Below are 20,289 nucleotides of genomic sequence, written 5' to 3'. Positions count from 1 at the left end.
AGGTGCTCATCGGTCTTACCCCGTAACTTGATTAATGGAAAGGCATGCGCGACAGTGCTCATCGGTCTTATCCGTCACGTATTATTTCCTGTTACTATATGCTCTCGAACTAGTCCTCTACCATTCTAAGTGAAAGACCAAGCTCGCTAAGCTTCTGCTCTACTTCTTCCATTGACTTGCGACCAAGGTTACGAACCTTCATCATGTCATCTGGTGACTTGTCGCAAAGCTCTGCTACTGTGTTGATACCAGCTCTCTTTAAGCAGTTGTATGAACGAACTGAAAGCTCAAGCTCATCAATGCTCATTTCAAGAGTCTTACCTGTTGTATCATCAGGCTTATCAGCGATAACGCTAAGATCCTGAGCAGCATCTGAAAGGTTAACAAAAAGATTTAAATGCTCGCTGAGTACCTTTGCAGCCATAGAAACGGCTTCATCTGGACCCATTGTGCCATTTGTATATACATCAAGTGTAAGCTTGTCATAATCTGTAACCTGGCCTACACGAGTGTCCTCAACTGTCATATTTACACGCTCTACTGGTGTGTAAATTGAGTCAACTGCAATCTTACCGATTGGAGTATCTGGAGTTTTGTTCTTATCTGCAGAGATATATCCACGATTCTTTGTAATTGTAAGCTCCATGTAAAGCTTGCAATCATTACCACCATTAAGATGTGCAATAACAAGATCAGGATTGATAATCTCGATATCAGAGTCAACCTGGATATCAGCAGCTGTAACAACTCCCTCTCCCTCGAACTCAATATATGCTGTTTTTGGCTCATCTGAAGAGCTATTATTTCTAATAGCAAGCTCCTTGATGTTCATTACGATTTCAGTAACATCCTCTTTTACACCTGGAATGGCACTGAACTCATGAAGAACGCCTTCAATCTTTATCTGGCTAACTGCAGCTCCTGGCAGAGACGAAAGCATAATTCTGCGAAGTGAATTACCAAGTGTTATACCATAACCTCTCTCAAGGGGTTCAACAACGAATCTGCCGTATTTTTTGTCCTCAGAAATCTCTACGATTTCAATATTTGGGTTTTCAAAATTTAACACTACATTGCCTCCTTATTTCATAAATTATGAAACTTAATGTACTAGACTCTAAAAAAGGAATATTTAATAAATATTCCATCAGATTACTTATTGCCACATAGTAAAATTGTAACAAATCGCACTTATACAAGCAAGCTTGTATAAGTGCTTTTTGTAAACATTTACTAATAATTATTATTTTGAATATAACTCGACGATAAGCATCTCGTCTACTGGTACATCAATCTGCTCTCTATTAGGAAGCTCTTTAACTGTACCCTTAAGGTTCTCAGCATCAACATCAACCCACTCTGGAGTTGTTCTACCAGCTGTAACCTCTGCGATATCCTTAAATCTCTGAAGGCTCTTTGACTTCTCGCGAACTTCGATAACATCGCCTGCCTTTACAAGATATGAAGGAACATTTACTGGCTTGCCGTTTACAAGGAACATCTTGTGATCAACAACCTGACGAGCTTCTTTTCTTGTACGAGCAAATCCCATACGGAATACTACGTTATCAAGACGGCTCTCAAGCATTGTCATAAGGTTTTCACCTGTCATACCCTTCTGACGGTCAGCCTTCTCATAATAATTACGGAAAGGCTTCTCAAGTACGCCATAAATGAACTTAGCCTTCTGCTTCTCCTGAAGCTGAAGAGCGTACTCAGACTTCTTGCCTCTTCCTCTATTCTTCTGTCTACGTGACTTTTTATCATATCCTAAAAATGTAGGATCTAAATCAAGAGATCTACATCTTTTAAGAACTGGTGTCTTATTAACTGCCATTAGATTTCCCTCCTAATTAGACTCTTCTACGCTTTGGTGGACGACATCCGTTATGTGGAACTGGAGTAACATCCTTGATTGTAAGAACCTGAACGCCGTTTGCATCGATTGCTCTGATTGCAGCTTCACGTCCTGAACCTGGTCCCTTTACGAATACATCTACACTCTTTAAACCGTGAACTAAAGCAGCCTTAACTGCTGTCTCTGCTGCCATCTGTGCAGCATAAGGAGTAGATTTCCTTGAACCTCTAAATCCTAGACCACCAGCACTTGCCCATGAAAGAGCGTTACCCTGAGCATCTGTAATAGTAACGATAGTATTATTGAAAGATGCCTGAACATGTACCTGTCCGTGTTCAACGTTTTTCTTTACACGCTTTTTTGTTGTCTTCTTTGCAACTTTAGCCATAATTAAACTAACCTACTTTCTTTCTATGAATATAATTACTTCTTCTTATTTGCTACTGTACGCTTTGGACCCTTACGAGTACGAGCGTTTGTCTTAGTCTTCTGTCCACGAACAGGAAGACCCTTTCTATGACGGATACCTCTGTAGCATCCGATTTCCTGAAGTCTCTTAATATCAAGAGCTACTTCTCTTCTAAGATCACCTTCTACAGTCATAGTTTCGTCAATAACTGTGCTAATCTTCTTAACTTCTTCGTCAGTTAAATCCTTAACACGTGTGCTAGGATCTACACCAGCTGCTTCAAGAATCTTGTTTGAGCTTACTCTACCGATTCCGTAAATGTAAGTTAAACCAATTTCAATTCTCTTGTCTCTTGGTAAATCTACACCTGCAATACGAGCCATGTGTGTTTACACCTCCATAAATTTCTACTATTAATAAGCGATATAAGTAATACAGCTCCGATTACTCGGCCTGAAATGTGTGTACACCCATATCTGGAACAAATTGGCCTCGGTATGATAGGCCTATTTATTATGAACAGCCTAAATTAGATACTCTTTAGACTGCAGCCGCACATAATAAAATGCTACATAAACAAACAGGAATTAACCCTGACGCTGCTTATGCTTTGGGTTCTCGCAGATAATACGAATGCTACCCTTTCTTTTGATGACCTTGCACTTCTCGCACATAGGCTTTACAGAAGATCTTACTTTCACGATTTTCCTCCTTTCCATGCCCTTTTATTCAAAGGTTGTGGTCAATCTATATTTGAACATCTTAAAAACGTCCGTTTAATAGTATACCGGGCGTTTTAATGTATGTCAACAAATTTTTAATTATTTTTACTTATCTCTCCAAATAATTCTTCCCTTAGAAAGATCATATGGACTCATTTCGATTGTAACCTTATCACCTGGTAAGATACGAATGTAATTCTGTCTTAACTTACCACTGATATGAGCAAGAATCTGATGACCGTTTTCAAGCTCTACCTTAAACATAGCGTTAGGAAGTTTTTCAACTACCACTCCCTCAACTTCAATAACATCTGCCTTAGACATCTTTGTTCCTCCTATTATAAACTTTAAGAATTCTTTTTATTGATACATCATCTAATGTTTCAATATCTTTTACTTCTTCTAAAACATCAGACGGAATATTTTTTATTAGCTGTAAATGAATTTTCTTTTTCTTTTTAGGCTTGGCAACAAGTTTAGTTGTTCCATTTACAAGATAACAATACTCATCATCTTCTTTAAGAACTAAGTATATTTGTTTCTTATCATGACCAGCCTTAGATGTTGCAAGCATTAAATCCATTTATTTCCCTCCGGATTTGCAAGTTCTGTAGGTGTCAGTGTAAGAATTTCAGGAGCGCCGTCTGTAATTACAATTGTATTTTCATAATGAGCAGATAATGACTCATCCATTGTAACTACTGTCCATTCATCATCCATCCAAGCTACATCACAGCTACCAGCGTTTATCATTGGCTCTACAGCAAGTGTCATGCCTTTGATTAGTTTTGGACCTCTTCTAAATCTTCGTCTGAAGTTTGGAATTTCAGGTGCTTCATGAAGCGAAGTACCAATACCATGTCCAACCAAGTCTCTAACTACTCCGTACCCAAAGCTCTCTGCATAATCGCCAATCGCGCCTGATATATCATATAAATGATTACCAGCTGTAGCAAATTTCATACCTTGGAAGAAAGATTGACGTGTTCTTTCAATAAGAAGTCTTGCTTCTTCACTGATTTCTCCAACACCAACTGTACGAGCAGCGTCGCTATGGTATCCTTTGTAAAGAACTCCTGTATCCAAGCTAACAATATCTCCATTAACAAGGATATGGTCGTCAGTAGGAATACCGTGAACAACTTCATCATTTACGGATACACACACACTTGCTGGATATCCATAAAGACCTTTGAAATTTGGCTCACAGCCATAGCTTCTAATTACTTCTTCACCCAATCGATCCACGTCTAATGTAGACATTCCTTCGTGAATTTCTTTAGCTAACGTTTCATGAACCTGTGCTAAAATCTTTCCAGCTTCACGCATCAATTGAATTTCTTCATCAGTTTTAATAGTTATAACTTCTGACATCTTAAGCTCCTAAAATAGCAGTGATATCCTCAAAAACCTTTTCCATAGGCTGAGTTCCATCAACAGACTTCAAAATGTCCTTACCCTTATAGTATTCAATAAGAGGCTGTGTCTGATCATGATAAACATCAAGTCTCTTCTTTACTGTCTCTGGTTTATCATCATCTCTTAATACTAACTGGCTGCCACATGTATCGCATACGCCTTCCTTCTTAGGTGGAATAGAAACGATATGATATGTAGCACCACAATTTAAACAAGCTCTACGACCTGACATTCTATTGATAATATTCTCATCTGGAACATCTACGTCGATAGCATAATCCATTGACTGTCCAATTTTAGTAAGTGCAGCATCAAGTGCTTCTGCCTGAGGAATAGTTCTTGGGAATCCGTCTAATACAAATCCGTTCTTAGCATCATCCTGTGCAATGCGGTCCATTACAAGATCACAAGTAAGTTCATCTGGAACAAGCAAACCCTGATCCATGTATTCCTTCGCCTTTTTTCCAAGTTCAGTACCATTTTTAATGTTGGCACGGAATATATCACCTGTAGAAATGTGAGGAATTGAATACTTAGCAGCAATCTGCTTTGCCTGTGTTCCTTTGCCTGCACCAGGTGCACCTAACATAATAATCTTCATTCAACAAACCCTCCTGCTTAGATGTTTTGTAAAAAATTCTGTAAAAAACACCTTAAGAGATACGCGAAAATCACGTATCTCCCTCAGTGTCAAAATGACAATTAGTCATTTAAAAATCCTTTATAATTACGAACCATCATCTGAGATTCAACCTGCTTTAATGTTTCTACGATAACACCAACAATAATGATGATTGATGTACCACCAAATGAAACACTAGCGCCAACCAAACCGTTAAAGACGATAGGAAGTAATGCTACGATTGAAAGACCAATTGCTCCAATGAAAATAACATGCTTTAAGATTGCTGTTAAATAATCTGAAGTAGGTTTTCCTGGTCGTATACCTGGAATAAATCCACCTGAACGCTTAAGGTTCTCTGCAATTTCCAAAGGATTGAAAGTAATCTCTGTATAGAAATATGCAAAACCAATAATAAGCAATACATAAACAAGTGCTCCAATTGTGTAAATCCAATTTGAAGGATTAAACCAATTAGACTGACTCATTCCACTTAAAATCTTGCCCCAAACACCGCTTGGCTGTTTGTTCAATAACTGAACAATCATAACAGGTGTCTGAAGTAATGACTGAGCGAAGATGACAGGGATAACACCTGCGGTGTTAACTCTCATAGGGATGATTGATGAATTGCCACCAACCTGTCTTCTTCCCTGAATCTTATTTGAATATTGTACTGGAATACGTCTCTCTGCGCTCTGGAGTATAACAACGAATACAACAAGAGCAATAATTATTGCAGCAATAATAACTGCAGCTAACACTGCCTTTGGAATCGTTTTTCCAGCCATAAACTGCTCATAGAGCTTTGTTAAATCAGAAGGAATACGGCTAATGATATTAATAGTAAGAACTATTGAAATACCATTACCAATACCCTTTTCTGTAATTCTCTCACCAATCCACATAAGTACTGCAGATCCAGCTGTAAGTGCTACAACAACAAGTACATAGTTGAGGAATGGAACTGAGTATGTTACAAGATAACCACTTCTTCCAAAACCAACTGCCATTGCGATAGACTCACCAAGTGCCAAGGCGATTGTAAGATAACGAGTAATCTGTGTCATCTTCTTTCTACCTTGTTCACCATCACGCTGCATTTCTTCTAACTTAGGAAATGCAATTGTAAGCAACTGCATAATGATAGAAGATGTAATGTATGGAGTGATGTTCAATGCGAAAACTGACATTGATGAGAATGAACCACCAGTGATTGAATCAAAAAAGTTCAATGCACTATCACTATCCGCGAAGAGACTGCTAAAGGCATTGCCATTGATGCCAGGCACTGGAAGCAAGCTTCCAAGCCTAACAACAATAAGCATTAAAAATGTAAAACCAATTCGTCTTCTTAAATCTTTAATTTTAAAAGCATCGCGTAGTGTCTGAAACATTAGATCACCTCTGCAGTTCCGCCCAAGGCTTCAATCTTCTCCTTTGCGCTAGCACTAAATGCGTTTGCCTGAACGTTGAGCTTCTTTGTAAGCTCACCACCGCCAAGAATCTTAACGCCATCGCGAGGGTTCTTGATGATACCGCTCTCAACGAGTGTATCAACTGTTACAGTAGCACCATTATCAAATCTCTCTAAATAAGAAACATTGATACCAACGATTTCCTTTGTATTTCTATTCTTGAAACCACGCTTAGGAAGACGTCTGTATAAAGGCATCTGTCCACCTTCGAATCCGAGTCTAATGCTTCCGCCTGAACGAGCCTTCTGTCCCTTATGACCCTTACCAGCAGTCTTGCCATTACCTGAACCGTGACCACGGCCTCTTCTGAAATTATCACTATGCTTTGAGCCTTCTGCTGGCTGTAAGTTAGATAAATCCATTATGGCACCTCCTTCTATTAAATTTCTTCAACTTTTACTAAGTGATTGACCATTCTAAGCATTCCTCGAACGCTGTCGTTGTCAGGAAGCTCAACAGTCTTGTTGACCTTTCTAAGGCCAAGTGCTTCTACAGTCTTCTTGTTCTTTGGAACAGCACCGATTGTAGACTTTACGAGTGTTACTCTTAACTTCTTCTCTGCCATTTACCTTTCCTCCTTAAGCAAGAATGTCTTCAACTTTCTTGCCACGAGCCTTTGCTACTTCCTCAGGTGACTTAAGAGACTTAAGTCCTTCGATTGTAGCAAGAACAACGTTCTGCTTATTTGATGATCCAAGTGACTTTGTACGGATATTTCCGATACCTGCAAGCTCACATACGGCACGAGCTGGACCACCAGCGATGATACCAGTACCTTCTGGTGCCTTCTTAAGAAGTACAGAAGCGCCTGTGTGCTTACCCTGAATGTCGTGTGTAATACTATGGTTGTCATCAAGCTTAACTGTGATAAGCTTCTTCATAGCATCTTCCTTACCCTTGCGGATAGCTTCTGGAATTTCAGCTGCCTTGCCAAGTCCAGCGCCAACGTGTCCGTTCTTATCGCCTACTACAACAAGAGCTGTGAAACGCATGTTACGTCCACCCTTAACAACCTTTGTTACACGCTTAATTTCTACAACCTGCTCAGTTAACTCTAACTGGCTAGCGTCAATGATTTCACGTTTCATGTGTTCTCCTCCTAGAATTCTAATCCAGCTTCTCTAGCTGCATCTGCTAAAGCTGCAACCTTGCCGGCATAAATGTAACCACCTCTGTCGAATACGACTTCCTTGATTCCCTTTTCCTGTGCCTTCTTAGCAATAACTGTACCGAGCTTTGTAGCTGCTTCTACGTTATTTGTCTTTGCAAGATCTGCCTTAACGTCTGCGTCAAGAGTAGATGCTGAAACAAGTGTATTTCCGCATGTATCATCAATAACCTGAACATACATGTGATTGTTGCTTCTGAACACTGCTAAACGTGGTCTTTCTGCAGTACCGGCTAGAGTGTTACGAAGTCTTCTATGCTTTGTCTGGCGAATTACTGATTTAGATTTCTTACTTACCATTTTACATTCACTCCTTTACTATTTCTTACCGGTCTTACCGACTTTACGTCTAATAACTTCATCAGCGTACTTAATACCCTTACCCTTATATGGCTCAGGTCTTCTCTTATCTCTGATGTTGGCAGCGTACTGACCAACCTTTTCCTTGTCGATACCCTTGATGATAATTTTATTTCCGTCAACTGTTGACTCGATACCCTCTGGATCTTCCATCTCTACTGGGTGTGAGTAACCAAGGTTAAGAGTAAGCTTCTTACCAGCCTTAGATGCTCTGTAACCTACACCGTTAACTTCAAGAGTCTTCTCATAGCCTGTTGTAACACCAACAACCATGTTGTTGATAAGTGTTCTTGTAAGACCATGTAAAGACTTCATCTTCTTTAAATCATTAGGTCTAGTAACAACAACTTCTGCACCCTCAAGCTTAATATCCATCTCAGATGGAAGTGTTCTCTCAAGAGTACCCTTAGGACCTTTTACAGTCACATGATTATTTTCTGCAATCTCAACTGTAACACCAGCTGGAACTGCGATTGGCATTCTTCCTATACGTGACATGCCCGTACCTCCTTAAATTTACTGTATGTCCGGCTTCTGTAACCGGGTTATACTTTAGGTAATTAGTTACTTGTTTGGATATGATTACCAAACATATGCAAGAACTTCGCCACCAACCTGAAGCTTACGAGCTTCCTTATCTGTGATGATGCCCTTGTTTGTTGAAAGGATAGCGATACCAAGTCCACCTAAAACGTATGGGATATCGTCCTTACCAGCATAAATACGAAGACCTGGCTTAGAAATTCTCTTAATACCAGAAATAATCTTCTCGTTCTTGTTTGCACCGTACTTTAATGTAACACGGATATCCTTGAAGTTACCATTATCAACGATGTCGTACTTTGTGATAAATCCTTCATCTACAAGAATGTCTGCAATTGCAACCTTCATCTTTGATGCAGGAACATCTACTGTATCATGTTTTGCAGTATTTGCATTACGGATTCTTGTAAGCATATCTGCTATTGGATCACTCATTGTCATGATGCAATTTCCTCCTAATTATCAATCTGTGCTCGTTATCTTACCATGAAGCTTTCTTTACGCCAGGGATCTGTCCCTTGTAAGCTAACTCACGGAAACATACTCTACAAATACCATACTTTCTAAGGTATGCATGTGGACGACCGCAGATTTTGCAACGACTGTACTCTTGTGTAGAGAACTTTGCTGTGCGCTGCTGCTTTACTTTCATTGACTTCTTTGCCATAACTTTCCTCCTATGCTTCCTTAGCGAAAGGCATATTGAATAAACGAAGTAATTCTCTAGCCTCTTCATCTGTCTTAGCTGTAGTTACGAAGATAATGTCCATACCACGAGTCTTGTCAATCTTATCGTACTCAATCTCAGGGAAGATGATCTGCTCCTTGATACCAAGTGCATAGTTTCCTCTACCATCGAATGAATTAGGATTAACACCTCTGAAGTCACGAACACGTGGGAGTGCAAGATTGATAAGACGATCTGCGAACTCATACATCTTCTCTCCACGAAGTGTAGTCTTACAGCCAATTGCCATACCTTCACGAATCTTGAAGTTAGCAACTGAATTCTTTGCCTTTGTTGTAACAGCTTTCTGGCCTGTAATCATTTCCATATCCTTGACTGCAGACTCAAGAAGCTTAGCATTGTCCTTTGCTTCGCCAACACCCATGTTGACAACGATCTTTTCGATCTTAGGAACTTCCATAATATTCTTGTATCCAAACTTCTCAACCATTGCTGGTACGATTTCATTAAGATACTGATCTTTTAATCTACTCAACGAACTGTTCTCCTTTCTTCAATTAGTCAATAACCTCGCCGGTCTTCTTTGCGAAACGGACTTTTTTGTCTCCGTCCATCTTGAAACCAACACGTGTAGGCTGACCGTTATGAAGTAACATAACATTTGAAGCATCGATAGGAGCTTCCTGCTCGATGATACCACCTGCCTGGTTGGCCATGCTAGGCTTAACATGACGCTTTACCATGTTAACACCCTCAACTGTAACGGTGTTATTCTTCTTATCTACTGCGATAACCTTACCTTCGTTGTTTACATCGCCACCTGCGATTACACGAACAGTATCGCCTTTTTTAATTTTCATAGTTGCCATTCTACTCTTCCTCCTACAATACTTCTGGAGCGAGAGAAACAATCTTCATGAACTGCTTCTCACGAAGCTCTCTAGCTACAGGTCCAAAAATACGAGTTCCTCTTGGAGTCTTGTCATCTTTAATGATGACTGCAGCATTTTCATCAAACTTGATATAAGAACCATCTTTACGACGGGCACCTTTAACTGAACGAACAACTACTGCCTTAACAACGTCACCCTTCTTTACAACGCCACCTGGTGTTGCATCTTTAACGGTAGCAGTAATTACGTCGCCGATATTGGCATATCTTCTTGTAGATCCACCCATAACACGGATAACAAGGATTTCCTTTGCTCCTGTATTATCGGCTACCTTTAATCTACTTTCCTGTTGTACCATTATAGTAGCCTCCTTTAATTATTTTGCTCTCTCGATAACTTCAACAAGTCTCCATCTCTTATCTTTAGAAAGTGGTCTTGTCTCCATTACCTTTACTGTATCTCCGATGTGAGCGTCGCCGTTCTCATCGTGAGCCTTAAGCTTATATGTCTTCTTAACGATCTTGTTGTAAAGTGGATGCTTTACATTGTCACGGATTGCAACAACGATTGTCTTATCCATCTTGTCGCTTACAACAACACCTGTACGTGTTTTTCTTAAGTTTCTTTCCACGTTTTTGATCTCCTTTCAAATAATTAAGATTCATGAATTAATTAAGCATTCTTCTCAGCTTCTGTGATAACAGTCTGAATACGAGCGATGTTACGACGAACCTCACGGATTCTTGCTGTATTGTCTAACTGATTTGTAGCATTCTGGAATCTTAAGTTGAAAAGTTCTTTCTTAGCTTCTACGAGCTGAGCATTAAGCTCTGCTACTGAAGTGTTCTTTAAATCTTCTACGTACTTTGTATTCTTCATTATGCTTCACCGCCTTCTAAATCCTCACGGGAAACTATCTTGCACTTGCAAGGAAGTTTATGTGTAGCGAGACGAAGTGCTTCTCTAGCAACTTCCTCAGATACTCCTGAGATCTCGAATAATACACGGCCCGGCTTAACAACAGCTACCCAATATTCAAGTGTTCCCTTACCTGAACCCATTCGAGTTTCAGCAGGTTTTGCAGTAACTGGCTTGTCTGGGAAAATCTTAATCCAAACCTTACCACCACGCTTAATGTAACGTGTCATAGCGATACGAGCTGCTTCGATCTGGTTTGACTTAATCCAAGCTGGCTCAGTTGCAACGATACCATACTCACCGTAAGATATCTTATTTCCTCTTGAAGCTTTTCCAGCCATGTTCCCACGGAACTGCTTTCTATGCTTCGCTCTCTTTGGCATTAACATATTATTGAGCTCCTCCTTCCACATTCTTTCTCTTTGGAAGTACTTCACCCTTATAGATCCAAACCTTTACGCCAACCTTACCATAAGTAGTGTCAGCCTCAGCGAATCCATAATCGATATCAGCACGAAGTGTCTGAAGTGGAATAGTACCTTCATTGTAAGACTCTGAACGAGCCATATCAGCACCACCAAGACGTCCTGAACAGCTTGTCTTGATACCCTTGATACCAGTCTTCATAGCGCGACCCATGCAAGACTTCATTGCTCTACGGAATGATACACGGTTCTCAAGCTGGCCAGCGATGTTCTCAGCAACGAGCTGTGCATCACGATCTGGTCTCTTGATTTCCTTGATATCAACAACAAGCTTATCGCTTGTCTGCTTCTGGAGCTCAGTCTTAATCTTGTCGATTTCAGCGCCGCCCTTACCGATAACAACGCCTGGCTTTGCTGTATAAACAGTAACCTTTACTCTACCAGCAGCGCGCTCGATTTCAATCTTAGAAACGCCTGCAGCGTAAAGCTTCTTCTTAAGAAATTTTCTGATATTATAGTCTTCAACTAAGTAGTCTGAGAAGTTCTCGCCCTCAGCGTACCACTTAGAATCCCAGTCCTTAATAACACCGACTCTTAAGCCATGAGGATTAACTTTCTGTCCCATGTTTTGCCTCCTTAATTTTTCTGATCAAGCACGATTGTGATGTGGCTCATTCTCTTTTCGATTCTGTAAGCTCTACCCTGTGCTCTTGGTCTAATTCTCTTCATTGTAGGTCCCTTGTTTGCATAGCACTCAGCTACTACAAGGTCCTTGCGATCTAAGCCGTTATTGTTCTCAGCGTTTGCAATAGCAGACTTAAGTAATTTCTCTATAACACTTGAAGCGTATCTTGGATTGTACATTACGATAGCAAGAGCTGTATCAACATCCTTACCACGAATGGCATCAAGTACGAAACAAGCCTTCTGAACTGACATTCTAGCATAAGATAACTTTGCTGAAGGTCTTGTATCCTTTACATCGTTTCTCTCACGTTTAATTTGAGATCTATGTCCCTTAGCCATGATAAAAACTCCTTTCTGTTAATTAGCGTACCTTTGACTTCTTTTCGTCTTTGCCATGACCTCTATAGGTTCTAGTAGCAACGAATTCACCAAGCTTGTGTCCAACCATGTCTTCTGTAACATATACTGGAACATGCTTTCTACCGTCATGTACTGCAATTGTATGTCCAACCATCTGTGGGAAGATTGTAGAACGACGTGACCATGTCTTGATAACTGACTTGTCGCCGCTTGCGTTCATAGCATCAACCTTCTTTAATAAGCTTGCATCAGCAAATGGTCCTTTTTTTAATGAACGTGCCATGTGTATCCTCCTTACTTGATTGCTCTACCATCGCGTCTTCTTACGATGAGCTTGTTAGACTGCTTGTGCTTCTTTCTTGTCTTGAGACCAAGAGCTGGCTTGCCCCAAGGTGTGCATGGACCTGGACGTCCGATAGGAGCGCGGCCCTCACCACCACCATGTGGATGGTCATTAGGGTTCATAACAGAACCACGAACTGTAGGTCTGATACCCATGTGTCTCTTACGACCAGCTTTACCGATCTTAACAAGGTTGTGATCACCGTTACCGATTACACCGATTGATGCACGGCAGTTAAGAGGTACCATTCTCATTTCGCCTGAAGGAAGACGAAGTGTAGCGTACTTACCTTCTTTAGCCATGAGCTGAGCTGAGTTACCAGCTGAACGAACAAGCTGTCCGCCACGTCCTGGATAAAGCTCGATATTGTGAATAAGTGTACCAACTGGAATCTTCTCGAGTGGTAAGCAGTTACCAACTCTAACTTCAGCGTCAGCACCGTTCATAACTGTCATGCCGTCTGTAAGACCAGCTGGAGCAAGGATGTAAGCCTTCTCGCCGTCTGCGTAGCAGATAAGAGCGATATTAGCTGTTCTGTTTGGATCGTACTCGATACCAATAACCTTTGCAGGAATTCCATCCTTATTTCTCTTGAAATCAATAAGTCTATATTTCTGTCTGTTACCGCCACCGTGATGTCTAACGGTAATCTTACCCTGATTGTTACGACCAGCGTGCTTCTTTAATGAAACAACAAGTGACTTCTCTGGAGATGTCTTTGTGATCTCAGCGAAATCTGAACCAGTCATATTTCTTCTAGAAGGTGTATATGGGTTATATGTCTTAATTCCCATTTTGTTTCTCCTTTCGTTTACTCGTTTATTATCGCGCTCGACTGCGCATAAAATTAATTAACTCTTGCTTTAAGCTATATCTTAAAGACCTGAGAAAATCTCGATATCTTTGCTATCAGCTGTAAGCTGAACGATAGCTTTCTTTGTCTTTGCTGTCTTACCGAATGTCATTCCACGTCTCTTTGTCTTGCCATCAGCGTTCATTGTGTTAACTGAAGCAACCTTTACTCCGTCGAACATCTTCTCAACAGCTTCCTTAATCATTGTCTTGTTTGCTTCTGGATGAACTAAGAATGTGTACTTCTTCTCAGCCATAGCGTTCATTGACTTTTCTGTGATTACAGGTTTAAGGATTACGTCATAATACTGTACATTTGCCATTATGCATATACCTCCTGAATCTGATCTACAGCAGCCTTTGTTACAACTACTGTGTTGTACTTAAGGATGTCATAAACGTTGATTGTGTTTGTAAGAGCTGTCTTAACTGTAGGAATGTTCTTTGCAGACATAACTACGTTCTTGTCATTTGTATCAAGAACAACAAGTGCCTTCTCAACGTTAAGGTTTGTTAATACCTTTGCAAAATCCTTTGTCTTAATAGCGTCAAACTTAAGCTCGTCAACAACGATGAACTTGTTCTCGTTAACTGCAGAAGTGAGTACAGACTTAAGAGCTGCTCTCTTCTCCTTCTTGTTGAGCTTAAATGAATAATCTCTTGGTGTTGGAGCGAATACTACGCCACCACCTGTCCACTGTGGAGATCTTGTAGAACCCTGTCTTGCATGACCTGTTCCCTTCTGTCTCCAAGGTTTTCTACCACCACCAGAAACCTCAGAACGAGTCTTAGCCTTCTGTGTTCCCTGACGGTTATTTGCAAGCTGCTGGACAACTGCCATGTGAACTAAGTGTTCATTAATCTCAACTGCGAAGATGCTGTCGTTAAGATCCATGGTGCCAACTTCTTTGCCTTCCATATTATATACGGATACTTTAGCCATCGCTAAGTTCCTCCTTTCCTATCGTAAGATTACTTTCCTGCTTTAACTGACTCTTTAATTGTTACAAGAGACTTCTTAGGTCCTGGAACAGCACCCTTTACTAAAAGCAGATTATTTTCAACATCAACACGTACAATCTCAAGGTTCTGGATTGTTACTTTGTTTCCGCCCATCTGACCTGGCATACCCTTGCCCTTGAATACACGGCTAGGTGAAGAACAAGCACCATTTGAACCCTGGTGTCTGTGGAACTTAGAACCGTGAGCCATAGGACCTCTGTGCTGGCCTAATCTCTTGATAGCGCCCTGGAATCCCTTACCCTTTGAAGTAGCTGTTGCATCAACCTTGTCGCCAGCTTCAAAGATATCAGCCTTGATTTCCTGAGCAAGTGCATAATCTGCACAATTATCAAATCTGAACTCTCTAACAAATCTCTTTGGCTCAACACCAGCCTTATCGAAGTGACCCTTCTCTGGCTTGTTTACGCCATTGCGATGAATAATTTCTTTGCGTCCGTTTGCATCCTTATTAACAAGCTTTACTTTCTTGTCAACAAAGCCAACCTGAACAGCATCGTAACCATCATTTTCTACTGTCTTAATCTGTGTAACAACACATGGACCCGCAGAAAGTACAGTTACAGGAATAAGCTCGCCGCCTTCATTGAAGACCTGAGTCATTCCGACCTTTGTAGCTAAAATAGCTTTCTTCATGTTTTCTTACCTCCATTTTCTACAGCGGAACGCTTCTTGCCCAAAACTATGGGGTAGCGGAACCGTTCATCCTAGAACAGTGTCATATAAGTGGAATAAGATAAGAACTTATTGCTTCTATATAAAACCATCTTGGATGTTTTCTTAATTAAATGAACTCAATTACTTGTTCTTGATGCTGATCTCAACACCTGCAGGCATCTCTAACTTTGAAAGAGCCTCAACAGTCTTCTGTGTTGGGTCGATGACATCAATCAATCTCTTATGAGTTCTCTGCTCGAACTGCTCACGAGAGTCTTTGTACTTATGTACAGCTCTAAGAATTGTAACAACTTCCTTCTTTGTTGGAAGAGGTACTGGACCACTAACCTGTGCTCCGTTCTTCTTAACAGTCTCGATGATTTTCTTGGCAGATGAATCTACTAACTCATGATCATAAGCCTTGAGTGTGATTCTCATAACTTGATTTGCCATAAAAAAAGTCTCCTCCTTTTTCGTTTTTCTTTTTGTGAAAAAGCGATCAAGTGGCGACTGTACACTTACCCGTGTGTTTCATGTTTCAAAACTCAAAGTTCGAACCAAGTTCTCACACGTCGTCTCCGCAGATGCGGACGGTTTTCTGTTGTACAGTGACTTGTCGTCAGTTTCCTAACTTGACATTCGCTCCACGGAAAACCAACCTCAGCAAGCTGGGTTGCAACCTCACGCTTCATAGCTATCATGTCACAGCAAGTAATAATATACACGAGAAATGGGAAGTCTGCAATAAAAAGAAGAAAAATATTGTATTTTTTTCAGTACAATCCTGTTTTCCACTAAATATTGTGTTTTTTATACAGTGTTTGTACTATTAGACATTGAACATTGACAATCTTCAAGTATAATATTCAAGGCATAAGAAATTACTACCTATAATATAGGAAGTAATTATTATTGTAAACATTATAGGTAATATAGAAAGGATTGTTACTTCCATAAGTAACTTGGTGAAATATGAATACAGCATCAAATTGGAAAGATTACGAAATAATCGATTGCTCCTCAGGCGAGAAGCTTGAACGTTGGGGCGACTATGTTCTTCTTAGGCCTGACCCTCAGGTTATTTGGAACACTCCAAAGAAATCTTCCTATTATAAGAAATTAAATGCACACTACCATCGTTCAAATAAAGGTGGTGGCGAATGGGAATTCTTTGACTTACCAGAACAATGGACTATCAGCTATCCTATCTGTGGACACGACTTAAAGTTCAACTTAAAGCCTTTCGCTTTCAAGCATACAGGTCTTTTCCCTGAGCAGGCCGTTAACTGGGATTGGTTTTCTTCTATTATAAATAAGGAAGTAACTGAAAAGAAACGCCCCGTTAAAGTCCTTAATCTTTTTGCATATACAGGAGGTGCAACTCTTGCCGCAGCAGCTGCTGGAGCTCAGGTTACTCATGTTGATGCCTCAAAGGGCATGGTTCAGTGGGCAAAGGAAAACGCTGCTTCATCTGGTCTTTCTGAAGCACCAATCAGATGGCTTGTAGATGACTGCCGTAAGTTTGTAGAACGCGAAATTCGTCGTGGCAACAAATACGATGGAATCATCATGGATCCACCTTCATACGGAAGAGGATCAAAGAACGAGATTTGGAAAATTGAAGATGATATTTTCCCATTCATACAGCTTTGCGAGCAAATCCTTTCAGATGACGCTCTTTTCTTCTTAGTAAACTCTTACACAACAGGTTTACAGCCAGCTGTATTAAATTATATGATAAGCACAGCTTTATTGGATAAACATCCAGGGGAGGTTAACGCTGACGAAATTGGTCTTCCAGTTACAGAATCAGGATTAGTATTACCATGTGGAGCCAGCGGACGTTGGGTTAGAAAATAACGCACTATAATATAGAAGGAACTCAATTATATGACTGAAACAAACACAATAAACCCTCTTGGTATAGAGCCAGTAGGAAAGCTACTAAAGAAATTTGCTATTCCTAGTATAATAGCCATGCTTGTAGGTTCTCTCTACAACATGGTGGATCAATTATTCATTGGAAACTTTGTTGGACCCCTTGGTAATGGTGCCACAAACATCCAGTTTCCACTTTCAATTTTAAACGTATCGATTGCACTTTTGTGCGGCATTGGTGCTGCTTCAACATTTAACTTGGCGATGGGCCGTGGCGAAACAGAAAAGGCCGGCAATTACATTGGTAACGCTGTAACTGTAATGCTAATAGGTGGTTTAATCCTGACAGTTATAACCGAGCTTTTCCTTGAGCCAATTTTGTTGGCATGTGGAGCAACAGAAAACATTCTCCCATACGCAATGGAATATTCAAGAATATGCGCGCTTGGATTTCCATTCTTTATCTTATCAGGTGGCGGAAGTCATCTAGTACGAGCCGATGGCAGCCCAAATATGACTATGGCAATCAACCTCGTAGGTGCTATCGTAAATACGATACTTGATTATTTATTCGTAGCAGTCTTCGGATGGGGAATGTCTGGTGCCGCCATCGCGACAATCATTGGTCAATATATTGCTGGATTTATGGTTCTAATCTATTTAACCAGATTTAAAACCGTAAAACTTTCCAAGGAACATTTCATCCCACAGCTTTCTATTATTGTAGCAATTGCATCCTTAGGTACAGCTCCATTTATTAATCAAATTGCTATGATGCTTGTGCAGATTGTAATGAATCATGTAATGGGACACTATGGCGCTCAATCTATTTACGGTTCAGATATTCCTATTACCTGCGCCGGAATTATTTCAAAGGTTAACGGCATATGCTTCTCTTTTGTAATCGGTATTTCTCAAGGTTTACAGCCAATCATCAGTTTCAACTATGGGGCTAAAAACTACCAGCGAGTAAAAGCTGCTTATCATCTTGCCATTAAATTAGCTGCAATCATCACTACTATCAGTTGGTTATGTTTCCAGCTTTTCCCTCGCCAAATAGTTTCGATTTTTGGTTCAGGTTCAGAGTTGTATTTTGATTTTTGTACTAAGTATTTCAGAATATTCTTATTTGGAATTTGTACTGCTTTCTTGCAGCCACTTACTTCCAATTTCTTTACAGCAATTGGAAAACCTTACAAAGGAATATTCATGTCTCTCACAAGACAAGTTTTATTCCTTGCCCCACTTATTATTCTATTGCCATTTTTCTTTGGATTTAATGGCGTATTATATGCAGGACCAGTTGCAGATGTTCTTTCGTTTACAATCTGCTTCATACTTATTCGAAGAGAATTCTCTCGTCCAGAATTCAAAAACATATAGTAAAAGAGCCAACCAGTTACGTGCTGGTTGGCTCTTTATTATTTCAATTATTCTGTTTTCACGTCAACATTGGCGCCTGTAATATTAACATTTTTGTTAACCTTAGCATCATATGTGTTAGCTTTCATGATTTCAGCAAGATCCACTCCTGTAGCCTCGCTCATTGTATCAAAGACCTGCTTTAAAACTACAGGCATGTTACCTGATATTTTAGCAGCTCCGCCTTCACTTCCATCGCCTGTTTCGTAGATGTTAATCTTATCAATTGCAGCAAGTGGCTTTGCAATCTCAGCAGCAATTTCTGGCATAACCTTAATCATCATCTCTGCCATAGCTGCACCATTGTACTTGCGATATGCTTCAGCTTTCTTTTCCATTGCTTCAGCTTCTGCAAGACCTTTTGCCTTTATTGCCTCAGCCTCAGCCTTACCTTTTGCAGCAATACCAGCTGCTTCTGCATCATACTTTGCCTTAATACCAGCTGCTTCCTGCTCTGCAGCATACTTCTGAGCCTCTGCCTGTGCTTTCTTTGCATCAGCTTCGCGCTCCTGCTCATACTTGGCAGCCTCAGCTTTTTTCTGTCTCTGAATTAACTCAGCTTCCGCTTTTTTCTCAGCCTGATACTTTTCAGCATCTGCCTGCTTTTCAATCTGAGCAGCAAGTTCCTGCTGTTTAACAACAACTTCCTTCTGCTTCAATTCTGCTTCGCGCTCAGCCTTAGCAATCTGTGCATTTACTGTAGCAGCCTCAATTGTCTTCTGCTGTTCCTGCTGCTGAATTGAATATGCTGCATCTGCGACAGCGTTAGCTGTATCAGCCTGCTGCTTCAACTCTGCCTGCTTAATAGCAAGGGCATTATTCTTTTCTGCAATTTCTGTCTGTGCAGTAACTCTTGCATCATTAGCAGCTTTATCAGCCTCAGCCTGTGCAATAGCAACATCTCTATCAGCCTGTGCTTTTGCAATAGCTGCATCTTTCTTAATCTTAGCAGTGTTATCCATACCAAGATCATTGATAAGTCCATTCTCATCAGTTACATTCTGAATGTTGCATGAAAGGATTTCGATACCAAGTTTGTTCATATCCTTAGATGCTTTTTCCATAACCTGATCAGAAAAGCTATCTCTATCAGTATTGATTGTCTTTAATGACAATGTACCGATGATTTCACGCATGTTACCTTGTAAAGAATCCTGTAAATCCATAGTAATTTGGTCTGGATTCTTATTTAAGAAGTTCTTTGCTGCAAGCTGAATTGATGAAGCATCTGTGCCAATTCTTACTTTTGCTACAGCATCAACATTTACATTAATAAAATCGTTAGTAGGCACTGACTGTTCAGTTTTGATATCAACTGTCATCTGTCCCAAATAAAGCTTATCAACTCTTTCAAAGAATGGAATCTTGATTCCAGCTCTTCCCACAAGAATACGAGGAGTCTTGCGAAGACCAGAAATGATGTAGGCTCTGTCTGGTGGTGCCTTTACATAGCCTGCCACAATTACTAACAGAACTACAATAATAAGTGCGATAATAGGTATTAGTTCCATAACATTTTCCCTCTCTTTCAAAAAAATAACTGCCCAAAACTATTATTTTGGACAGT

34 protein-coding genes are annotated in these 20,289 nt (G+C 40.3%); 2 read left to right on the top strand and 32 right to left on the bottom strand.

Annotation, left to right across the window (positions count from 1 at the left end):
• Window positions 1–109: 109 nt before the first annotated feature.
• The 31 genes from BM102_RS12315 to rpsJ form a co-directional block, all read right to left on the bottom strand.
• Entirely contained in the window at window positions 110–1,069 is a 960-nt protein-coding gene (locus tag BM102_RS12315) for a DNA-directed RNA polymerase subunit alpha (protein WP_033153098.1), read from the bottom strand.
• Between the two features lie 174 nt (window positions 1,070–1,243).
• Window positions 1,244–1,837, bottom strand: a complete 594-nt coding sequence (gene rpsD / locus BM102_RS12310; protein ID WP_033153092.1) for a 30S ribosomal protein S4 — start codon at window positions 1,835–1,837, stop codon at window positions 1,244–1,246.
• A 16-nt stretch (window positions 1,838–1,853) separates the two neighbouring features.
• Entirely contained in the window at window positions 1,854–2,246 is a 393-nt protein-coding gene (gene rpsK, locus BM102_RS12305) for a 30S ribosomal protein S11 (protein WP_015548335.1), read from the bottom strand.
• Between the two features lie 35 nt (window positions 2,247–2,281).
• On the bottom strand, window positions 2,282–2,650 hold the full coding sequence (rpsM, locus tag BM102_RS12300; RefSeq protein WP_044938667.1) for a 30S ribosomal protein S13: 369 nt from the start codon (window positions 2,648–2,650) through the stop codon (window positions 2,282–2,284).
• A gap of 204 nt (window positions 2,651–2,854) precedes the next feature.
• Window positions 2,855–2,968: a 50S ribosomal protein L36 gene (rpmJ, locus tag BM102_RS12295; protein WP_004604068.1), complete on the bottom strand. Its 114-nt coding sequence runs from the start codon at window positions 2,966–2,968 to the stop codon at window positions 2,855–2,857.
• Between the two features lie 126 nt (window positions 2,969–3,094).
• The gene (gene infA / locus BM102_RS12290; RefSeq protein WP_015548337.1) at window positions 3,095–3,313 is read right to left on the bottom strand and encodes a translation initiation factor IF-1; all 219 of its coding nucleotides are present in this window, start codon (window positions 3,311–3,313) and stop codon (window positions 3,095–3,097) included.
• Window positions 3,306–3,572, bottom strand: a complete 267-nt coding sequence (locus tag BM102_RS12285; protein ID WP_044938672.1) for a KOW domain-containing RNA-binding protein — start codon at window positions 3,570–3,572, stop codon at window positions 3,306–3,308. Before BM102_RS12285 ends, infA begins: the two co-directional genes overlap by 8 nt.
• A complete protein-coding gene (map, locus tag BM102_RS12280) occupies window positions 3,563–4,363 on the bottom strand; it encodes a type I methionyl aminopeptidase (protein ID WP_033153088.1) in 801 nt (266 codons plus the stop codon). The genes BM102_RS12285 and map overlap by 10 nt, the downstream gene beginning before the upstream one ends.
• Window position 4,364: 1 nt before the next feature.
• Window positions 4,365–5,009 carry an adenylate kinase gene (locus BM102_RS12275; protein WP_033153087.1) on the bottom strand — a complete coding sequence of 215 codons (645 nt, stop codon included), beginning with the start codon at window positions 5,007–5,009 and terminating at the stop codon, window positions 4,365–4,367.
• A 101-nt stretch (window positions 5,010–5,110) separates the two neighbouring features.
• Window positions 5,111–6,427 carry a preprotein translocase subunit SecY gene (gene secY / locus BM102_RS12270; RefSeq protein ID WP_033153086.1) on the bottom strand — a complete coding sequence of 439 codons (1,317 nt, stop codon included), beginning with the start codon at window positions 6,425–6,427 and terminating at the stop codon, window positions 5,111–5,113.
• Window positions 6,427–6,870, bottom strand: coding sequence for a 50S ribosomal protein L15 (gene rplO, locus BM102_RS12265; protein WP_033153085.1), 444 nt, complete (start codon window positions 6,868–6,870; stop codon window positions 6,427–6,429). Before rplO ends, secY begins: the two co-directional genes overlap by 1 nt.
• A gap of 17 nt (window positions 6,871–6,887) precedes the next feature.
• Window positions 6,888–7,073 carry a 50S ribosomal protein L30 gene (gene rpmD, locus BM102_RS12260; protein WP_015548343.1) on the bottom strand — a complete coding sequence of 62 codons (186 nt, stop codon included), beginning with the start codon at window positions 7,071–7,073 and terminating at the stop codon, window positions 6,888–6,890.
• 13 nt (window positions 7,074–7,086) lie between these two features.
• Window positions 7,087–7,596, bottom strand: coding sequence for a 30S ribosomal protein S5 (gene rpsE, locus BM102_RS12255; RefSeq protein WP_033153084.1), 510 nt, complete (start codon window positions 7,594–7,596; stop codon window positions 7,087–7,089).
• Between the two features lie 11 nt (window positions 7,597–7,607).
• Window positions 7,608–7,976, bottom strand: a complete 369-nt coding sequence (rplR, locus tag BM102_RS12250; protein WP_044938681.1) for a 50S ribosomal protein L18 — start codon at window positions 7,974–7,976, stop codon at window positions 7,608–7,610.
• 18 nt (window positions 7,977–7,994) lie between these two features.
• Window positions 7,995–8,534 (bottom strand): 50S ribosomal protein L6, encoded by a 540-nt coding sequence (rplF, locus tag BM102_RS12245; protein WP_033153082.1) that lies wholly within the window; start codon window positions 8,532–8,534, stop codon window positions 7,995–7,997.
• Window positions 8,535–8,618: 84 nt separating this feature from the next.
• Window positions 8,619–9,020, bottom strand: a complete 402-nt coding sequence (gene rpsH / locus BM102_RS12240; RefSeq protein ID WP_028234420.1) for a 30S ribosomal protein S8 — start codon at window positions 9,018–9,020, stop codon at window positions 8,619–8,621.
• Window positions 9,021–9,060: 40 nt separating this feature from the next.
• Entirely contained in the window at window positions 9,061–9,246 is a 186-nt protein-coding gene (locus tag BM102_RS12235) for a type Z 30S ribosomal protein S14 (protein WP_028234421.1), read from the bottom strand.
• A gap of 10 nt (window positions 9,247–9,256) precedes the next feature.
• A complete protein-coding gene (gene rplE / locus BM102_RS12230; protein ID WP_033153076.1) occupies window positions 9,257–9,802 on the bottom strand; it encodes a 50S ribosomal protein L5 in 546 nt (181 codons plus the stop codon).
• 22 nt (window positions 9,803–9,824) lie between these two features.
• Entirely contained in the window at window positions 9,825–10,136 is a 312-nt protein-coding gene (gene rplX, locus BM102_RS12225) for a 50S ribosomal protein L24 (RefSeq protein WP_015548349.1), read from the bottom strand.
• A gap of 13 nt (window positions 10,137–10,149) precedes the next feature.
• Window positions 10,150–10,518 carry a 50S ribosomal protein L14 gene (rplN, locus tag BM102_RS12220; RefSeq protein ID WP_015548350.1) on the bottom strand — a complete coding sequence of 123 codons (369 nt, stop codon included), beginning with the start codon at window positions 10,516–10,518 and terminating at the stop codon, window positions 10,150–10,152.
• A gap of 18 nt (window positions 10,519–10,536) precedes the next feature.
• Window positions 10,537–10,791 carry a 30S ribosomal protein S17 gene (rpsQ, locus tag BM102_RS12215; RefSeq protein ID WP_028234423.1) on the bottom strand — a complete coding sequence of 85 codons (255 nt, stop codon included), beginning with the start codon at window positions 10,789–10,791 and terminating at the stop codon, window positions 10,537–10,539.
• 41 nt (window positions 10,792–10,832) lie between these two features.
• The gene (rpmC, locus tag BM102_RS12210) at window positions 10,833–11,039 is read right to left on the bottom strand and encodes a 50S ribosomal protein L29 (protein WP_015548351.1); all 207 of its coding nucleotides are present in this window, start codon (window positions 11,037–11,039) and stop codon (window positions 10,833–10,835) included.
• Window positions 11,039–11,467 carry a 50S ribosomal protein L16 gene (gene rplP / locus BM102_RS12205; protein ID WP_033153074.1) on the bottom strand — a complete coding sequence of 143 codons (429 nt, stop codon included), beginning with the start codon at window positions 11,465–11,467 and terminating at the stop codon, window positions 11,039–11,041. The genes rpmC and rplP overlap by 1 nt, the downstream gene beginning before the upstream one ends.
• A 1-nt stretch (window position 11,468) precedes the next feature.
• Window positions 11,469–12,128 (bottom strand): 30S ribosomal protein S3, encoded by a 660-nt coding sequence (rpsC, locus tag BM102_RS12200; RefSeq protein WP_044938686.1) that lies wholly within the window; start codon window positions 12,126–12,128, stop codon window positions 11,469–11,471.
• Window positions 12,129–12,139: 11 nt separating this feature from the next.
• Window positions 12,140–12,529: a 50S ribosomal protein L22 gene (gene rplV / locus BM102_RS12195; RefSeq protein ID WP_033153070.1), complete on the bottom strand. Its 390-nt coding sequence runs from the start codon at window positions 12,527–12,529 to the stop codon at window positions 12,140–12,142.
• Between the two features lie 22 nt (window positions 12,530–12,551).
• Window positions 12,552–12,833, bottom strand: a complete 282-nt coding sequence (gene rpsS, locus BM102_RS12190; RefSeq protein ID WP_028234427.1) for a 30S ribosomal protein S19 — start codon at window positions 12,831–12,833, stop codon at window positions 12,552–12,554.
• Window positions 12,834–12,844: 11 nt separating this feature from the next.
• Entirely contained in the window at window positions 12,845–13,687 is an 843-nt protein-coding gene (rplB, locus tag BM102_RS12185) for a 50S ribosomal protein L2 (protein WP_044938688.1), read from the bottom strand.
• 81 nt (window positions 13,688–13,768) lie between these two features.
• Window positions 13,769–14,068, bottom strand: coding sequence for a 50S ribosomal protein L23 (gene rplW / locus BM102_RS12180; RefSeq protein WP_015548357.1), 300 nt, complete (start codon window positions 14,066–14,068; stop codon window positions 13,769–13,771).
• The gene (gene rplD / locus BM102_RS12175) at window positions 14,068–14,688 is read right to left on the bottom strand and encodes a 50S ribosomal protein L4 (RefSeq protein WP_033153066.1); all 621 of its coding nucleotides are present in this window, start codon (window positions 14,686–14,688) and stop codon (window positions 14,068–14,070) included. The genes rplW and rplD overlap by 1 nt, the downstream gene beginning before the upstream one ends.
• A gap of 29 nt (window positions 14,689–14,717) precedes the next feature.
• Window positions 14,718–15,401, bottom strand: coding sequence for a 50S ribosomal protein L3 (gene rplC / locus BM102_RS12170; protein ID WP_033153065.1), 684 nt, complete (start codon window positions 15,399–15,401; stop codon window positions 14,718–14,720).
• Window positions 15,402–15,563: 162 nt separating this feature from the next.
• Window positions 15,564–15,875, bottom strand: a complete 312-nt coding sequence (rpsJ, locus tag BM102_RS12165) for a 30S ribosomal protein S10 (protein WP_015548360.1) — start codon at window positions 15,873–15,875, stop codon at window positions 15,564–15,566.
• Between the two features lie 519 nt (window positions 15,876–16,394).
• Between rpsJ and BM102_RS12160 the strand changes: the two genes are divergently transcribed.
• Both BM102_RS12160 and BM102_RS12155 read left to right on the top strand, forming a co-directional pair.
• A complete protein-coding gene (locus BM102_RS12160) occupies window positions 16,395–17,282 on the top strand; it encodes a class I SAM-dependent methyltransferase (RefSeq protein ID WP_074791625.1) in 888 nt (295 codons plus the stop codon).
• Between the two features lie 30 nt (window positions 17,283–17,312).
• Entirely contained in the window at window positions 17,313–18,683 is a 1,371-nt protein-coding gene (locus BM102_RS12155) for an MATE family efflux transporter (protein ID WP_090482375.1), read from the top strand.
• A gap of 47 nt (window positions 18,684–18,730) precedes the next feature.
• Here the strand turns inward: BM102_RS12155 and BM102_RS12150 are convergent, their stop codons facing one another.
• A complete protein-coding gene (locus BM102_RS12150) occupies window positions 18,731–20,233 on the bottom strand; it encodes a flotillin family protein (protein WP_033153060.1) in 1,503 nt (500 codons plus the stop codon).
• Between the last annotated feature and the right edge of the window lie 56 nt (window positions 20,234–20,289).

The sequence above is a fragment of the Pseudobutyrivibrio sp. JW11 genome, from assembly GCF_900115355.1.
Taxonomy (GTDB): Bacteria; Bacillota; Clostridia; order Lachnospirales; family Lachnospiraceae; genus Pseudobutyrivibrio; species Pseudobutyrivibrio ruminis.
This window is presented reverse-complemented; position numbering and strand designations above follow the sequence as displayed.

Coding starts and splice junctions, on each gene's coding strand:
- rpsD (WP_033153092.1), bottom strand. CDS start 1,837: ATGGCAGTTAATAAGACACCAGTTCTTAAAAGATGTAGATCTCTTGAT.
- rpsK (WP_015548335.1), bottom strand. CDS start 2,246: ATGGCTAAAGTTGCAAAGAAGACAACAAAAAAGCGTGTAAAGAAAAAC.
- rpsM (WP_044938667.1), bottom strand. CDS start 2,650: ATGGCTCGTATTGCAGGTGTAGATTTACCAAGAGACAAGAGAATTGAA.
- infA (WP_015548337.1), bottom strand. CDS start 3,313: ATGTCTAAGGCAGATGTTATTGAAGTTGAGGGAGTGGTAGTTGAAAAA.
- BM102_RS12285 (WP_044938672.1), bottom strand. CDS start 3,572: ATGGATTTAATGCTTGCAACATCTAAGGCTGGTCATGATAAGAAACAA.
- map (WP_033153088.1), bottom strand. CDS start 4,363: ATGTCAGAAGTTATAACTATTAAAACTGATGAAGAAATTCAATTGATG.
- BM102_RS12275 (WP_033153087.1), bottom strand. CDS start 5,009: ATGAAGATTATTATGTTAGGTGCACCTGGTGCAGGCAAAGGAACACAG.
- secY (WP_033153086.1), bottom strand. CDS start 6,427: ATGTTTCAGACACTACGCGATGCTTTTAAAATTAAAGATTTAAGAAGA.
- rplO (WP_033153085.1), bottom strand. CDS start 6,870: ATGGATTTATCTAACTTACAGCCAGCAGAAGGCTCAAAGCATAGTGAT.
- rpmD (WP_015548343.1), bottom strand. CDS start 7,073: ATGGCAGAGAAGAAGTTAAGAGTAACACTCGTAAAGTCTACAATCGGT.
- rpsE (WP_033153084.1), bottom strand. CDS start 7,596: ATGAAACGTGAAATCATTGACGCTAGCCAGTTAGAGTTAACTGAGCAG.
- rplR (WP_044938681.1), bottom strand. CDS start 7,976: ATGGTAAGTAAGAAATCTAAATCAGTAATTCGCCAGACAAAGCATAGA.
- rplF (WP_033153082.1), bottom strand. CDS start 8,534: ATGTCACGTATAGGAAGAATGCCAATCGCAGTTCCAGCTGGTGTTACA.
- rpsH (WP_028234420.1), bottom strand. CDS start 9,020: ATGACAATGAGTGATCCAATAGCAGATATGCTTACAAGAATCCGTAAT.
- BM102_RS12235 (WP_028234421.1), bottom strand. CDS start 9,246: ATGGCAAAGAAGTCAATGAAAGTAAAGCAGCAGCGCACAGCAAAGTTC.
- rplX (WP_015548349.1), bottom strand. CDS start 10,136: ATGGCAACTATGAAAATTAAAAAAGGCGATACTGTTCGTGTAATCGCA.
- rplN (WP_015548350.1), bottom strand. CDS start 10,518: ATGGTACAACAGGAAAGTAGATTAAAGGTAGCCGATAATACAGGAGCA.
- rpmC (WP_015548351.1), bottom strand. CDS start 11,039: ATGAAGAATACAAAGTACGTAGAAGATTTAAAGAACACTTCAGTAGCA.
- rplP (WP_033153074.1), bottom strand. CDS start 11,467: ATGTTAATGCCAAAGAGAGCGAAGCATAGAAAGCAGTTCCGTGGGAAC.
- rpsC (WP_044938686.1), bottom strand. CDS start 12,128: ATGGGACAGAAAGTTAATCCTCATGGCTTAAGAGTCGGTGTTATTAAG.
- rplV (WP_033153070.1), bottom strand. CDS start 12,529: ATGGCTAAGGGACATAGATCTCAAATTAAACGTGAGAGAAACGATGTA.
- rpsS (WP_028234427.1), bottom strand. CDS start 12,833: ATGGCACGTTCATTAAAAAAAGGACCATTTGCTGATGCAAGCTTATTA.
- rplB (WP_044938688.1), bottom strand. CDS start 13,687: ATGGGAATTAAGACATATAACCCATATACACCTTCTAGAAGAAATATG.
- rplW (WP_015548357.1), bottom strand. CDS start 14,068: ATGGCAAATGTACAGTATTATGACGTAATCCTTAAACCTGTAATCACA.
- rplD (WP_033153066.1), bottom strand. CDS start 14,688: ATGGCTAAAGTATCCGTATATAATATGGAAGGCAAAGAAGTTGGCACC.
- rplC (WP_033153065.1), bottom strand. CDS start 15,401: ATGAAGAAAGCTATTTTAGCTACAAAGGTCGGAATGACTCAGGTCTTC.
- rpsJ (WP_015548360.1), bottom strand. CDS start 15,875: ATGGCAAATCAAGTTATGAGAATCACACTCAAGGCTTATGATCATGAG.
- BM102_RS12160 (WP_074791625.1), top strand. CDS start 16,395: ATGAATACAGCATCAAATTGGAAAGATTACGAAATAATCGATTGCTCC.
- BM102_RS12155 (WP_090482375.1), top strand. CDS start 17,313: ATGACTGAAACAAACACAATAAACCCTCTTGGTATAGAGCCAGTAGGA.
- BM102_RS12150 (WP_033153060.1), bottom strand. CDS start 20,233: ATGGAACTAATACCTATTATCGCACTTATTATTGTAGTTCTGTTAGTA.